13 protein-coding genes are annotated in these 14,089 nt (G+C 70.1%); 12 read left to right on the plus strand and 1 reads right to left on the minus strand.

All coding sequences use genetic code 11. From position 1 onward, the window contains the following. Nucleotides 1–5: 5 nt before the first annotated feature. The 8 genes from murG to ACFYY1_RS04490 all read left to right on the plus strand — a co-directional run bounded on the left by murG (nucleotide 6) and on the right by ACFYY1_RS04490 (nucleotide 7,182). A complete protein-coding gene (gene murG, locus ACFYY1_RS04455) occupies nucleotides 6–1,100 on the plus strand; it encodes an undecaprenyldiphospho-muramoylpentapeptide beta-N-acetylglucosaminyltransferase (protein WP_326765088.1) in 1,095 nt (364 codons plus the stop codon). A 50-nt stretch (nucleotides 1,101–1,150) separates the two neighbouring features. Next, nucleotides 1,151–1,945 (plus strand): cell division protein FtsQ/DivIB, encoded by a 795-nt coding sequence (locus ACFYY1_RS04460; RefSeq protein ID WP_388580651.1) that lies wholly within the window; start codon nucleotides 1,151–1,153, stop codon nucleotides 1,943–1,945. 277 nt (nucleotides 1,946–2,222) lie between these two features. Beyond that, entirely contained in the window at nucleotides 2,223–3,440 is a 1,218-nt protein-coding gene (gene ftsZ, locus ACFYY1_RS04465; RefSeq protein ID WP_388580654.1) for a cell division protein FtsZ, read from the plus strand. After that, nucleotides 3,437–4,177 carry a peptidoglycan editing factor PgeF gene (gene pgeF / locus ACFYY1_RS04470; RefSeq protein WP_388580657.1) on the plus strand — a complete coding sequence of 247 codons (741 nt, stop codon included), beginning with the start codon at nucleotides 3,437–3,439 and terminating at the stop codon, nucleotides 4,175–4,177. Before ftsZ ends, pgeF begins: the two co-directional genes overlap by 4 nt. A 6-nt stretch (nucleotides 4,178–4,183) precedes the next feature. After that, entirely contained in the window at nucleotides 4,184–4,903 is a 720-nt protein-coding gene (locus ACFYY1_RS04475) for a YggS family pyridoxal phosphate-dependent enzyme (RefSeq protein ID WP_358941766.1), read from the plus strand. Nucleotides 4,904–5,029: 126 nt separating this feature from the next. Next, nucleotides 5,030–5,647, plus strand: coding sequence for a cell division protein SepF (locus tag ACFYY1_RS04480; RefSeq protein ID WP_018104459.1), 618 nt, complete (start codon nucleotides 5,030–5,032; stop codon nucleotides 5,645–5,647). A 70-nt stretch (nucleotides 5,648–5,717) separates the two neighbouring features. Beyond that, the gene (locus ACFYY1_RS04485; protein WP_266736718.1) at nucleotides 5,718–6,002 is read left to right on the plus strand and encodes a YggT family protein; all 285 of its coding nucleotides are present in this window, start codon (nucleotides 5,718–5,720) and stop codon (nucleotides 6,000–6,002) included. A gap of 49 nt (nucleotides 6,003–6,051) precedes the next feature. Further along, nucleotides 6,052–7,182, plus strand: coding sequence for a DivIVA domain-containing protein (locus ACFYY1_RS04490; protein ID WP_351257586.1), 1,131 nt, complete (start codon nucleotides 6,052–6,054; stop codon nucleotides 7,180–7,182). 274 nt (nucleotides 7,183–7,456) lie between these two features. Here the strand turns inward: ACFYY1_RS04490 and ileS are convergent, their stop codons facing one another. After that, a complete protein-coding gene (gene ileS / locus ACFYY1_RS04495) occupies nucleotides 7,457–10,606 on the minus strand; it encodes an isoleucine--tRNA ligase (RefSeq protein WP_388580662.1) in 3,150 nt (1,049 codons plus the stop codon). A gap of 566 nt (nucleotides 10,607–11,172) precedes the next feature. Between ileS and ACFYY1_RS04500 the strand changes: the two genes are divergently transcribed. From ACFYY1_RS04500 to ACFYY1_RS04515, 4 genes are read left to right on the plus strand one after another with little or no spacing between them, the layout of a single operon-like run. Then, the gene (locus ACFYY1_RS04500; RefSeq protein WP_388580665.1) at nucleotides 11,173–11,967 is read left to right on the plus strand and encodes a TraR/DksA family transcriptional regulator; all 795 of its coding nucleotides are present in this window, start codon (nucleotides 11,173–11,175) and stop codon (nucleotides 11,965–11,967) included. A gap of 58 nt (nucleotides 11,968–12,025) precedes the next feature. Further along, the gene (gene lspA / locus ACFYY1_RS04505; RefSeq protein WP_388580667.1) at nucleotides 12,026–12,628 is read left to right on the plus strand and encodes a signal peptidase II; all 603 of its coding nucleotides are present in this window, start codon (nucleotides 12,026–12,028) and stop codon (nucleotides 12,626–12,628) included. Between the two features lie 23 nt (nucleotides 12,629–12,651). Further along, the gene (locus ACFYY1_RS04510; protein WP_388580669.1) at nucleotides 12,652–13,593 is read left to right on the plus strand and encodes an RluA family pseudouridine synthase; all 942 of its coding nucleotides are present in this window, start codon (nucleotides 12,652–12,654) and stop codon (nucleotides 13,591–13,593) included. Beyond that, nucleotides 13,590–14,072, plus strand: a complete 483-nt coding sequence (locus ACFYY1_RS04515; protein WP_388580672.1) for a GNAT family N-acetyltransferase — start codon at nucleotides 13,590–13,592, stop codon at nucleotides 14,070–14,072. Before ACFYY1_RS04510 ends, ACFYY1_RS04515 begins: the two co-directional genes overlap by 4 nt. Nucleotides 14,073–14,089: the final 17 nt, after the last annotated feature.

A 14,089-nucleotide genomic window follows, 5' to 3' on the forward strand; every position in this document is an offset into this window, starting at 1 on the left:
TTTCGGTGCATGTCGTACTCGCCGGCGGGGGGACCGCCGGCCACATCGAGCCCGCGCTTGCCCTCGCGGACGCCCTGCGCAGGCAGGACCCGACCGTGGGAATCACTGCCCTCGGCACGGAGCGCGGACTCGAGACCAGGCTCGTACCCGAGCGGGGGTACGAACTCGCCCTGATCCCGGCCGTGCCGCTGCCGCGCAAGCCCACCCCGGAACTGATCACCGTCCCGGGACGGCTGCGCGGCACCATCAAGGCCGCCGAGCAGGTCCTGGAACGCACCAAGGCGGACTGCGTCGTCGGCTTCGGCGGCTACGTCGCCCTGCCCGGCTACCTCGCCGCCAAGCGGGCCGGGGTGCCGATCGTCGTCCACGAGGCCAACGCCCGTCCCGGCCTGGCCAACAAGATCGGTTCGCGGTACGCCCACGGCGTCGCCGTCTCCACCCCCGACAGCAAGCTGCGCGGTGCCCGCTACATCGGCATCCCGCTGCGCCGCACCATCGCCACCCTGGACCGGGCCCGGGTCCGCCCCGAGGCGCGTGCCGCGTTCGGCCTCGACCCCAACCTGCCGACGCTGCTGGTCTCCGGCGGCTCGCAGGGCGCCCGCCACCTCAACGAGGTCGTCCAGCGGGTCGCCCCGCTGCTGCAGCGCTCCGGCATCCAGATCCTGCACGTGGTCGGACCGAAGAACGAATTGCCGCGCGTGGACAACATGCCCGGGATGCCGCCCTACATCCCGGTACCGTACGTGGACCGGATGGATCTCGCGTACGCCGCGGCCGACATGATGCTCTGCCGGGCCGGCGCGATGACCGTCGCCGAACTCTCCGCCGTCGGGCTCCCCGCCGCCTACGTCCCGTTGCCCATCGGCAACGGCGAACAGCGGCTCAACGCCCAGCCGGTGGTCAACGCCGGCGGCGGTCTGCTGGTGGACGACGCGGCGCTCACCCCCGAGTGGGTGCAGGGCAACGTCCTCCCGGTGCTCGCGGATCCGCACCGGCTGTACGAGATGTCCCGCGCCGCCGCCGAGTTCGGCCGCCGGGACGCCGACGACCTGCTCGTCGGCATGGTGTACGAGGCGATTGCCGCACGCCGAGGCGCGTGAGGCGGACGGGTCCGGGGGCGGCGCCCCCGGACCCGGCATAAGGAGCGAGCGTGGCCGGACCGACGACCGCCCAGCGCGGAGCAGCGCAGCAGGAGGACTCCCCGGCCCGCCCGCCGCGTCCGCGCCCCGAAGGGCGCCGACTGCCCAGCCGCAGAACGCTGATCGTGATCGGCGTGCTCGTGCTGCTGCTCGCCTCCGGCGCCGTCTGGGCGCTCTACGGCTCCTCCTGGCTCCGGGCCGAACAGGTCAGGACCACCGGTGTCGACGTACTGACGCCGGCCGAGGTGGAGGCCGTCGCGGCGGTCCCGATCGGTGCCCCGCTGATCTCCGTCGACACCGACGCCATCGCCGATCGATTGCGCCAGAAGTTGCCTCGTATCGACTCCGTGGATGTCGTACGGTCATGGCCGCACGGAATCGGACTTAAGGTGACCGAACGACAGCCGGTCCTGTTGGTCAAAAAGGGCATGAAGTTCATTGAAGTGGACGCGAAAGGCGTGCATTTCGCAACAGTGGACAAATCGCCCGGACGCGTACCTCTGCTGGAACTGAAACCTGATCAGTCCGCGAGTCTGCGTCGTTTCGGCAGTGACCGGTTGGTGCGGGAAGCGGTCCGGGTCGCGGGCGAACTCCCGGGCGGCGTCGCCAAGGACACCGAGGTCGTGCGGGTCACCTCGTACGACTCGATCTCCCTGCGGCTCACCCGGGGGCGAACGGTGATCTGGGGCAGCGGTGAAGCGGGTCCGGTGAAGGCGAGAGTTCTCACCGCTCTCATGAAAGCCGCTCCCAAAGCGGGACACTTCGACGTGAGTGCGCCCACCGCCCCTTCCGTGTCGGGTAGTTGACGCACATTTGGCCTGGCCAGCACCCTGGTTGGTCAGCGCTACGGGTGATCACATAGGGTGAAAAGAAAAACGGGAGGTTCGGCGTGTTCGTTGAACGTGCGCCACTTGTCGACTTAGTGTCCTGTTCGGAAGAGTCCATGAAACAGACACACTGGTAACCCTAAACTTCAGCGTTAGGGTTTGGGTCGGCGTTTCGGACCGTCCCAATCGGCATCCGTCGTCGCGGCGGTACTACCGCGAAGCGACGACACGTAACTCGAGGCGAGAGGCCTTCGACGTGGCAGCACCGCAGAACTACCTCGCAGTCATCAAGGTCATCGGTGTCGGCGGCGGTGGTGTCAATGCCATCAACCGAATGATCGAGGTCGGTCTCAAGGGCGTCGAGTTCATCGCGATCAACACTGATGCGCAAGCCCTGTTGATGAGCGACGCCGACGTCAAGCTCGACGTCGGCCGCGAACTCACCCGCGGCCTTGGCGCCGGCGCCAACCCGGCAGTCGGTCGCAAGGCGGCAGAGGACCACCGTGAGGAGATCGAGGAGGTCCTCAAGGGGGCCGACATGGTCTTCGTCACCGCCGGAGAAGGCGGCGGCACCGGCACCGGCGGCGCACCCGTCGTCGCCAACATCGCGCGCTCGCTCGGCGCCCTGACGATCGGCGTGGTCACCCGCCCGTTCACCTTCGAGGGCCGGCGACGCGCGAACCAGGCGGAGGACGGCATCGCCGAACTCCGCGAAGAGGTCGACACCCTCATCGTCATTCCCAACGACCGGCTGCTGTCCATCTCGGACCGCCAGGTCAGCGTGCTCGACGCGTTCAAGTCGGCCGACCAGGTCCTGCTGTCCGGTGTCCAGGGCATCACCGACCTGATCACCACGCCCGGTCTGATCAACCTCGACTTCGCCGACGTCAAGTCGGTCATGTCCGAGGCCGGATCGGCACTCATGGGCATCGGCTCGGCCCGTGGCGACGATCGCGCGGTGGCCGCCGCGGAGATGGCGATCTCCTCGCCGCTCCTGGAGGCGTCCATCGACGGCGCCCGCGGTGTCCTGCTCTCCATCTCCGGCGGCAGCGACCTCGGTCTCTTCGAGATCAACGAGGCCGCCCAGCTGGTGAGCGAGGCGGCGCACCCCGAGGCGAACATCATCTTCGGCGCGGTCATCGACGACGCGCTGGGCGACGAGGTGCGGGTCACCGTGATCGCCGCGGGCTTCGACGGCGGACAGCCGCCGGCCCGCCGCGAGAACGTGCTGGGCGCCAACTCGGCCAAGCGTGACGAGCCCGCCGCGCCGGTCCGGACCCCGGAGCCGGTGCGTCAGACCGGTGGACTCGGCTCCGTGCCCATCCGGGAGGAGTCGCCGGTCCAGGCGGAGCCCGTACCGGTGGTGAGCGAGAGCCACCTGCCGCCGGTCGCGCCGCCGCACGTCCCGCCGGCCCGTCCCGCGTACCAGGACTCGCAGGCCGAAGAGCTGGATGTCCCGGACTTCTTGAAGTGATAGCTCAGCACCACGCACTGTCCTCGACGGGCGGCGCGCACTTCGCCTTCACCGACCGGTGGGGCGGAGTGAGCGCCGCTCCGTACGAGGAGCTCAACCTCGGCGGCGCGGTCGGAGACGACCCCGCCGCCGTTCTGGCCAATCGCGAACGCGCCGCCCGGGCCCTCGGTCTGGACCCGGCGCGGGTCGTGTGGATGAACCAGGTGCACGGGCGGGACGTCGCGGTCGTCGAGGGACCGTGGGGGGACGCTTCGCAGATCCCCGCGGTGGACGCGGTGGTGACCGCCCGGCGCGGGCTCCCGCTCGCGGTGCTCACCGCCGACTGCACCCCCGTACTGCTCGCCGACCCGGTCACCGGGATCGCGGCCGCGGCGCACGCGGGCCGTCCCGGCCTGGTCGCCGGGGTCGTCCCCGCCGTGATCGAGGCCATGACCGGGCTCGGCGCCGACCCCTCCCGGATCGTCGCCCGCACCGGACCCGCGGTCTGCGGCCGGTGCTACGAAGTCCCGGCCGAGATGCGCGCCGAGGTCGCGAAGAGCGTCCCGGCCGCCTGGTCCGAGACCAGCTGGGGCACTCCGGCCGTGGACGTCACCGCCGGGGTCCATGCCCAGCTCGAAGCACTCGGCATCGAGGACCGGCAGGCCTCGCCGGTCTGCACCCTCGAATCGGGCGATCACTTCTCGTACCGCCGCGACCGCACCACCGGGCGGCTCGCCGGATATGTCTGGTTGGACTGATAGGGCATGACGGACCGTAAGGCTCAACTCGCCGAAAATCTGGCGCGGGTGGAGGAACGCATTGTTTCCGCCTGTTCCGCCGCCGGTCGCGAGCGGGAAGAGGTGACCCTCATCGTGGTCACCAAGACCTACCCCGCGAGCGATGTGCGGATTCTGCACGAACTGGGTGTACGTCATGTCGCGGAGAATCGTGACCAGGACGCCGCACCCAAAGCAGCCGAATGTGCGGATCTGTCGCTCACGTGGCACTTTGTAGGTCAATTGCAGACGAATAAGGTTCGTTCTGTGGCGAGTTATGCCGATGTCGTGCAGTCGGTGGACCGGGCCAGACTGGTCACGGCTCTCTCGGCGGCCGCCGAGCGCGAAGGACGCGAACTCGGCTGTCTCATCCAGGTGGCGCTCGACGCGGAGAGCGGCGAGCGGGGCGACCGGGGCGGCGTCGCACCTGACGGGATCGAGGAGTTGGCCGCCGCGGTCGAATCCGCGCCGGGGCTGCGGCTCGGCGGTCTGATGACTGTCGCGCCGCTCGCCGGACCGTACGCGGGACGCCAACGGGCCGCCTTCGACCGGCTGATGGAATTCTCATCCCGCCTGCGCGGGAACCATCCTGCTGCGAACATGGTCTCTGCAGGGATGAGCGCGGACCTCGAGGACGCGGTCGCGGCCGGAGCGACACATGTGCGCGTCGGTACGGCGGTACTCGGAGTCCGACCCGGGCTCGGGTAACGTCGCCAAGCAGGTCGGACCACAGCAGAAAATATGGTCATTCCCGCCTATGGCGGGCAGGCCTCAGTGGATCGCGGGGCACTTGGTGACAGATGCCGATCCACCACAGAGCGGAGGACTCAGAGCATGGCCGGCGCGATGCGCAAGATGGCGGTCTACCTCGGCCTCGTGGAGGACGATGGGTACGACGGTCCGGGGTTCGACCCCGACGACGAATTCGAACCCGAGCCGGAGCCCGAGCGTGACCGGCGGCGGCACCAGCCCGCGCATCAGGTGGAGCGGGACCGGGAACGGGACGAACCGGTACGAGCGGTGCAGCCTCCCGCGCAGCGGGAGCCGGTTCAGATCCCTGCGGAGCGAGAGCGACCCGCCCGGATCGCGCCCGTGGCATCCATCACACCTGAACGACCGAACATGGAGAAGAACGCACCGGTGATCATGCCCAAGGTCGTGTCCGAGCGGGAGCCCTACCGCATCACCACGCTGCACCCCAGGACCTACAACGAGGCCCGTACCATCGGGGAACACTTCCGTGAGGGCACTCCGGTGATCATGAATCTCACGGAGATGGACGATACGGACGCAAAGCGACTTGTCGACTTTGCTGCAGGACTCGTCTTCGGCCTCCATGGCAGCATTGAGCGCGTGACGCAGAAGGTGTTCCTGTTGTCGCCTGCTAACGTCGATGTCACGGCGGAGGACAAGGCCCGTATCGCTGAGGGCGGATTCTTCAACCAGAGCTGAGAACACGACACCGGGAACAACCCGGCCGCGAGGCCGGAGCTACGAGAGCCAGGGGAGAGGGAAGCGCGAAATGGGCGTCGCACTGCAGGTTGTCTATATCGCGCTGATGTGTTTCCTCATCGTGCTGATCTTCCGGTTGGTCATGGACTACGTCTTCCAGTTCGCGCGTTCATGGCAGCCCGGCAAGCCGATGGTGGTCATACTTGAGGCCACCTACACTGTCACCGATCCACCGCTCAAGCTTCTGCGGCGGTTCATCCCGCCGCTGCGTCTCGGGAGCGTGGCACTCGACCTGTCCTTCTTCGTTCTGATGATCATCGTCTACATCCTGATCAACGTCGTGATCAGGCTGTGAGCGATACGGTCTTGCCGACTGCCGACGACTACGTAGAGGTGAAGAAGAGATGCCGCTGACTCCTGAGGACGTGCGGAACAAGCAGTTCACGACCGTCCGCCTCCGAGAAGGCTATGACGAGGACGAGGTCGATGCCTTCCTCGACGAGGTCGAGTCCGAGCTGACCCGCCTGCTCCGTGAGAACGAGGACCTGCGCGCGAAGCTGGCCGCCGCCACGCGTGCCGCCGCGCAGAACCAGCAGCAGGGCATGCGCAAGCCGGAGCCGCAGGACCGGCCCGGGGCGCCTGTGCCCGCCGCCATATCGGGTCCGCCGGTCCAGCAGCAGCCCCCGCAGATGGGTCCCCCCCAGCTGCCCGGTGGTGCTCCGCAGCTGCCCGCCGGTCCCAGTGGCCACGGTCCTGGTCCCCAGGGCCAGCACGGCCCCGGTCCGCAGGGCCCGCACGGCCCCGGCCCGATGCAGGGCGGTCCCATGGGTGGCCCGATGGGCGGCCCCATGGGCGGTCACGCTCCGCAGCAGCAGATGCAGCAGATGCAGCCGCCGCAGATGCAGCAGCCCGGTCAGGGCCCCGGTGGCGACAGCGCCGCCCGTGTCCTCTCGCTCGCGCAGCAGACCGCCGACCAGGCGATCGCGGAGGCCCGTTCCGAGGCCAACAAGATCGTCGGCGAGGCGCGCAGCCGCGCCGAGGGTCTGGAGCGGGACGCGCGTGCCAAGGCGGACGCCCTGGAGCGGGACGCTCAGGAGAAGCACCGCGTGGCGATGGGCTCGCTGGAGTCGGCCCGCGCGACGCTGGAGCGCAAGGTCGAGGATCTGCGTGGCTTCGAGCGTGAGTACCGGACCCGTCTGAAGTCCTACCTGGAGAGCCAGCTGCGGCAGCTGGAGACCCAGGCGGACGACTCGCTGGCTCCGCCGCGGACCCCGGCGACCGCTTCGCTGCCGCCGTCGCCCTCGCTGGCTCCGGCCGGTGCGGGTGCCATGGGCCACACCATGGGCGGCAACCACGGCAACCAGCCGATGGGCGGCAACCCGTCCATGGGCGGCGGGCCCTCGTACGGCGGCCAGCAGCAGATGTCGCCGGCGATGACCCAGCCGATGGCGCCGGTGCGGCCGCAGGCGCCGCAGCCGATGCAGCAGGCTCCTTCGCCGATGCGCGGGTTCCTGATCGACGAGGACGACAACTGAGCCGGGTGCGCGCGCTGAGCGCGTAGCCGTCGGCAGGCTGAGGGCCGGGCCCCGGGGATTTCCCTGGGGCCCGGCCCTTTTGCCGTGCGGGTGCGGGTGGCTGGTGCGGTGGGGCGGGGCGCTCCGGGGGGCGCTGCGCGGGCTGTTCCCCTGCCCGCCCCTTCCCGAACCCGGGGCTCTGCCCCGGGCCCCGCTCCTCAATCGCCGGAGAGGCTGAAAAACGCCGGGCCCGGCCGGACGTCGAGTCCGGCCGGGCCCTCCCGTTTCTCGTGGGTTACTGCTCCGTCTTGCGGAGGCGGAACGTCAAGGACAGGCCCTCGTCCTCGAACGGTTCGCCGTACGTCGGGTCCGCCTCGCCCTGGGCGTAGTCCAGGGCCAGGACCTCGTCCGCGATCAGGGTCGCGTGCTCGGTCAGGGCCTCCACCGTGGCGGGGGCCGCCGATGTCCAGCGGACGGCGATGCGGTCGGCGACGTCCAGGCCGCTGTTCTTGCGGGCCTCCTGGATGAGGCGGATCGCGTCACGGGCGAGGCCCGCGCGCCGCAGCTCCGGGGTGATCTCCAGGTCCAGGGCGACCGTCGCGCCCGAGTCGGACGCCACCGACCAGCCCTCGCGCGGGGTCTCGGTGATGATCACCTCGTCGGGGGAGAGGGTGACCGTCTCGCCGTCCACCTCGACCGACGCCGTGCCCTCGCGCAGGGCCAGCGAGAGGGCCGCCGCGTCGGCGTTCGCGACCGCCTTGGCCACCGCCTGGACGCCCTTGCCGAACCGCTTGCCGAGCGCCCGGAAGTTGGCCTTCGCGGTGGTGTCGACCAGCGAGCCGCCGACCTCCGAGAGCGAGGCCAGCGAGGAGACGTTCAGCTCCTCGGTGATCTGGGCGTGCAGTTCGGGGGAGAGCGACTCGAAGCCGACCGCCGCGACCAGGGCGCGGGACAGCGGCTGGCGGGTCTTGACGCCCGACTCGGCGCGGGTGGCCCGGCCCAGCTCGACCAGGCGGCGGACCAGCGCCATCTGTGTGGAGAGGGCGGGGTCGATCGCCGCCAGGTCCGCCTTCGGCCAGGTGGAGAGGTGGACCGACTCGGGGGCGTCCGGCGTGACCGGGACGACCAGGTCCTGCCAGACCCGCTCGGTGATGAACGGGGTGAGCGGGGCCATCAGCCGGGTCACCGTCTCGACGACCTCGTGCAGGGTGCGCAGCGCCGCCTTGTCGCCCTGCCAGAAGCGGCGGCGCGAGCGGCGTACGTACCAGTTGGACAGGTCGTCGACGAAGGAGGACAGCAGCTTGCCGGCGCGCTGGGTGTCGTAACTCTCCAGGGCCTGCGTGACCTGGTCCACCAGCGCGTTCAGCTCGCTCAGCAGCCAGCGGTCCAGGACCGTGCGGTCCGCCGGGGCCGGGTCGGCCGCGGACGGCGCCCAGTTCGACGTACGGGCGTACAGGGCCTGGAAGGCGACCGTGTTCCAGTACGTCAGGAGGGTCTTGCGGACGACCTCCTGGATCGTGTTGTGGCCGACGCGGCGTGCCGCCCACGGGGAGCCGCCCGCCGCCATGAACCAGCGCACCGCGTCCGCGCCGTGCTGGTCCATGAGGGGGATGGGCTGAAGGATGTTGCCCAGGTGCTTGGACATCTTGCGGCCGTCCTCGGCGAGGATGTGGCCCAGGCAGACCACGTTCTCGTACGACGACTTGTCGAAGACCAGGGTGCCGACCGCCATCAGCGTGTAGAACCAGCCGCGGGTCTGGTCGATGGCCTCGGAGATGAACTGCGCCGGGTAGCGGCTCTCGAACAGCTCCTTGTTCTTGTACGGGTAGCCCCACTGCGCGAACGGCATCGAGCCCGAGTCGTACCAGGCGTCGATGACCTCGGGGACGCGGTACGCCTCCAGCTGGCAGTTCTCGTGCGTGCAGGTGAACGTGATCTCGTCGATGAACGGGCGGTGCGGGTCGAGCCCCGAGAGGTCGGTGCCGGCGAGCTCGCCGAGCTCGGTGCGGGAGCCCACGCAGGTGAGGTGGCCGTCCTCGCAGCGCCAGATCGGCAGCGGGGTGCCCCAGTAGCGGTTGCGGGACAGCGCCCAGTCGACGTTGTTGTTCAGCCAGTCGCCGAAACGGCCGTTCTTGACGGAGTCCGGGAACCAGTTGGTCTTCTCGTTCTCCTGGAGCAGCCGGTCCTTGATGGCGGTCGTGCGGATGTACCAGGACGGCTGCGCGTAGTAGAGCAGCGCGGTGTGGCAGCGCCAGCAGTGCGGGTAGCTGTGCTCGTACGGGACGTGCCGGAACAGCTTGCCGCGGGCGGCCAGGTCCTCGGTGAGCGCCTCGTCGGCCTTCTTGAAGAAGACCCCGCCGACCAGCGGCAGGTCCTCCTCGAAGGTGCCGTCGGGGCGGACCGGGTTCACGACCGGCAGGCCGTACGCCTTGCAGACCAGGAGGTCGTCGGCGCCGAAGGCGGGGGACTGGTGGACCAGACCCGTACCGTCCTCGGTCGTCACGTACTCGGCGTTGACGACGTAGTGCGCCTCGGCCGGGAAGTCCACCAGGGCGAAGGGGCGCTCGTAGGTCCAGCGCTCCATCTCACGGCCGGTGAAGGACTGGCCGGTGGGCTCCCAGCCCTCGCCGAGCGCCTTCTCGACGAGCGGCTGGGCGACGACGAGCTTCTCCTCGCCGTTGGTCGCGACGACGTAGGTGACGTCGGGGTGCGCGGCGACGGCGGTGTTGGAGACCAGGGTCCAGGGGGTGGTCGTCCAGACGAGCAGGGCGGCTTCGCCGGCCAGCGGACCGGAGGTGAGGGGGAAGCGGACGAAGACCGAGGGGTCGACGACCGTCTCGTACCCCTGCGCCAGCTCGTGGTCGGAGAGGCCGGTGCCGCAGCGGGGGCACCAGGGGGCGACACGGTGGTCCTGGACCAGCAGGCCCTTGTTGAAGATCTCCTTCAGCGACCACCACACCGACTCGACGTACCCGGGGTCCATCGTGCGGTACGCGTCGTCGAGGTCGACCCAGTAGCCCATGCGGGTCGTGAGCTCGGTGAACGCGTCCGTGTGGCGGGTCACGGACTCACGGCACTTGGCGTTGAACTCGGCGATGCCGTACGCCTCGATGTCCTTCTTGCCGTTGAAGCCCAGCTCCTTCTCGACCGCGAGCTCGACCGGCAGTCCGTGGCAGTCCCAGCCGGCCTTGCGGCCGACGTGGTAGCCCTGCATGGTCCGGAAGCGGGGGAAGACGTCCTTGAAGACGCGGGCCTCGATGTGGTGGGCGCCGGGCATGCCGTTGGCGGTCGGCGGGCCCTCGTAGAAGACCCACTCGGGGCGGCCCTCGGACTGTTCGAGGCTCTTGGCGAAGACCTTGCTGTCGCGCCAGAAATCGAGCACGGCGTGCTCCAGCGCGGGCAGGTCGACCTGGGCGGGTACCTGGTGGTACTGCGGCGATGTCATGGGCGGACTTCCTCCGGCGGACGTTTTCCACTTCCGTCGGAGGGACGAGGGCCTCATCGGCTCCCGCGGTACCACCCTCCTTGACCCCGGGCGTGCGCCCGTGGCCCCCTCATTGGGGCGCGATGCCGGTTCTACTCGCCTTGCGCCCGTGGGCGGAGCCCACTGTCCAAGGCTTTCTTCCGACGGCTCCGGGTGATCTTCACGACGCGCTCGCCCCCGGGCTTCCACCGTCCCCGGGTCGCTCCTGGCTGCGTACGACGCTACTCGTCCCATCCACGCCTCTCGCTGAGGCCAGTGTACGGGCCCGTACGGGGGGCGGCCGACCGGTTTAACGCGGGGGGCGGGGCGTGACCCGAATGGCCAGACGCGGGCGTACGGAGTCCGGGCGGGCGGCCCGGAGGCGGATTACCCGGCCGTGAGCTGGGCACAACGGATGCAGGCAGGTCCGGATCCGGACGCGGGGAGGAGCGATTCGGCGGCGTGCCCCGTTGCCGCGGCGCTGGGGTCGATTTATCGTCCCAGCACGATTCGCGTGCAAGATCACAATATGTGAAGGGGCCGCGGCCATGGTGGCGAAGAAGACCGCCGCAGAGAAGACGGCGTCGGCCGGATCCACGGGCGCGACGGCCGAAGAGACGGGTGGCGACGCGGGAATGGAGACCGTCCCGGAGGCCGGTGCGGCCGAGACCGCGGTCGCGGCCGGGGCCGCGGTGAAGAAGGCCGTCGCGAAGAAGACCGCGGCGACCGCGGCGAAGAAGTCCGCCGCCAGGAACGCGCCCGCGAAGAAGAGCGCAGCCAAGAAGGCTTCGAAGAAGGCCGCCGACGCGGCCGAGGTGGTGGCCGAGGCCGCCGGAAAGACGGGAGCCCACACGGTGGTAGCCAAGAAGAGCGCGGCCCGGACCCGCACGGCCGGCACGGGCGCGCCGCCCGTGCCCACGGCCCGCGGGGGCGCCACGACGGCCCCCGGCGAGCTGGCGGTCCGGCCGGGCGAGGACCCCTGGACCCCGGAGGAGGTCGCCGACGCGCGGGCCGAGCTGAGCAGCGAGACCATGCGGCTGCGCAGCGAGCTGGAGGCCGCGAGCGCCGCGCTCGCCGGGCTGATGCGCGACTCCGGCGACGGCGCGGGTGACGACGAGGCGGACACGGGCACCAAGAACATCACCCGCGAGCACGAGATGTCGCTCGCCGCCAACGCCCAGGAGATGCTGGACCAGACCGAGCGGGCGCTGGCCCGGCTCGACGCCGGGACGTACGGACTGTGCGAGATCTGCGGCAATCCGATCGGCAAGGCGCGGATGCAGGCGTTCCCGCGCGCCACGCTCTGTGTCGAGGACAAACAGAAGCAGGAGCGACGCGGCTGATCCCCGGCGGTGTGTCGTACCCTCGTCCTCAGTCAGGAACCTAGGTTGAGGGATTCACGTGGCAGAGGCGGAGCGCATCATCGGTACGCCGGACATCCCCGATGCTGAGGGGTCCGAAGGGGACGGGACCGCGGACCGGGTCGAGGACCGGGGCGGGGAGAGCGCCCCGGCCAGGGGCAGGCGGAAGGTCGCGGTGCTCTTCGTCGTGGCCGTGTTCGCCTACCTCGTCGACCTGATCAGCAAGATGATCGTGGTCGCGAAGCTGGAGCACCACGAGCCGATCCAGCTCATCGGGGACTGGCTGCAGCTCAGCGCGATCCGTAACGCGGGTGCCGCGTTCGGTATCGGTGAGGCGTTCACCGTCATCTTCACGTTCATCGCGGCGACCGTCATCGTGGTGATCGCCCGGCTCGCGCGCAAGCTCTACAGCCTGCCGTGGGCCATCGCGCTCGGGCTGCTGCTCGGCGGTGCGCTCGGCAACCTCACCGACCGCATCTTCCGCGCCCCCGGCGTCTTCGAGGGCGCGGTGGTGGACTTCATCGCCCCCGCCCACTTCGCCGTCTTCAACCTGGCCGACTCCGCGATCGTCTGCGGCGGCATCCTGATCGTGATCCTTTCCTTCAAGGGCCTGGACCCCGACGGCACCGTGCACAAGGACTGACGGGCGCAAGGCATACTCGACAGGTGAGTACGTATCCCGAGGTCCGCACCCTGCCCGTACCCGACGGTCTGGAGGGCGAGCGCGTCGACGCCGCCATTTCCCGGATGTTCGGTTTCTCCCGCACCAAGGCCGCCGAGCTGGCGGCCGCCGGGAAGGTGCTGGTGGACGGCTCGGTGGTCGGGAAGTCCGAGCGGGTCCAGGGCGGTGCCTGGCTGGAGGTGGAGATGCCGCAGGCTCCCGCTCCGGTGCAGATCGTCGCCGAGCCCGTCGAGGGCATGGAGATCGTGCACGACGACGACGACATCGTCGTGATCGTGAAGCCGGTCGGTGTCGCCGCCCACCCCAGCCCCGGCTGGACCGGCACGACCGTCATCGGCGGTCTGGCCGCGGCCGGGTACCGGATCTCGACGTCCGGCGCCGCCGAGCGCCAGGGCATCGTCCACCGCCTCGACGTCGGCACCTCCGGCCTGATGGTCGTCGCCAAGTCCGAGCGGGCCTACACCCTGCTGAAGGCGCAGTTCCGCGACCGGGTCGTGGAGAAGAAGTACAACGCGCTGGTGCAGGGCCACCCGGACCCGATGAGCGGCACCATCGACGCCCCCATCGGGCGCCACCCCAACCACGACTACAAGTGGGCCGTCACCGCCGAGGGCAAGCCCTCCGTGACGCACTACGACCTCATCGAGGCATACCGCTCGGCCAGCCTCCTGGACATCAAGCTGGAGACGGGCCGTACGCACCAGATCCGGGTGCACATGTCCGCCCACCGCCACCCCTGCGTCGGTGACCTCACCTACGGCGCCGACCCGACGATGGCCAAGCGCCTGGGCCTGACCCGGCAGTGGCTCCACGCGGTCCGGCTCGGCTTCGAGCACCCGTCCGACGGCAGCTGGGTGGAGTTCACCAGCAGCTACCCGGACGACCTCCAGCAGGCCCTGGACAAGATCGCGGCGGAGAGCGAATGACCGGCGCGCCCGCCCCGTACACCACGCGTACCGCTGTCGACGAGACGGACCTCGCGGCCTGCTTCCTGGTCCGCAAGGACGTCTTCGTGGGCGAGCAGGACGTGCCCGAGGAGATCGAGTACGACGAGTACGACGCGGTCGCCCTGCATGTCATCGCGCTCGCGGCGGACGGCTCGGCACTCGGCACCGGGCGGCTGCTGCACGGCCCGGCCGCCGCCGCGAAGACCGGTGGCGACCCGGCCGTCGGCTCGCTCGGCAGGCTCGCGGTGACCAGGACGGCACGCGGCCTCGGGGTCGGCGCCGCGCTGGTCCGGGCCATCGAGGACGCGGCCCGTGAGCTCGGTCTGGCCGCCGTCGACCTGCACGCCCAGACCCACGCGCTCGGCTTCTACGAACGCCTCGGCTACGAGGCGTACGGCCCCGAGTTCCCGGACGCGGGCATCCCCCACCGGGCGATGCGCCGCACCCTGCGGGACTGAGGAGCCGGGCGATCGGC

The organism is Streptomyces sp. NPDC001890, from assembly GCF_042891445.1.
In the GTDB taxonomy this organism is placed as follows: domain Bacteria; phylum Actinomycetota; class Actinomycetes; order Streptomycetales; family Streptomycetaceae; genus Streptomyces.

Excerpts from the sequence above, each read along its gene's own strand:
- ACFYY1_RS04475 (WP_358941766.1), top strand. The coding sequence starts at position 4,184 with ATGACGGACCGTAAGGCTCAACTCGCCGAAAATCTGGCGCGGGTGGAG.
- ACFYY1_RS04480 (WP_018104459.1), top strand. The coding sequence starts at position 5,030 with ATGGCCGGCGCGATGCGCAAGATGGCGGTCTACCTCGGCCTCGTGGAG.
- ACFYY1_RS04485 (WP_266736718.1), top strand. The coding sequence starts at position 5,718 with ATGGGCGTCGCACTGCAGGTTGTCTATATCGCGCTGATGTGTTTCCTC.
- ACFYY1_RS04490 (WP_351257586.1), top strand. The coding sequence starts at position 6,052 with ATGCCGCTGACTCCTGAGGACGTGCGGAACAAGCAGTTCACGACCGTC.
- ileS (WP_388580662.1), bottom strand. The coding sequence starts at position 10,606 with ATGACATCGCCGCAGTACCACCAGGTACCCGCCCAGGTCGACCTGCCC.
- ACFYY1_RS04500 (WP_388580665.1), top strand. The coding sequence starts at position 11,173 with ATGGTGGCGAAGAAGACCGCCGCAGAGAAGACGGCGTCGGCCGGATCC.
- ACFYY1_RS04515 (WP_388580672.1), top strand. The coding sequence starts at position 13,590 with ATGACCGGCGCGCCCGCCCCGTACACCACGCGTACCGCTGTCGACGAG.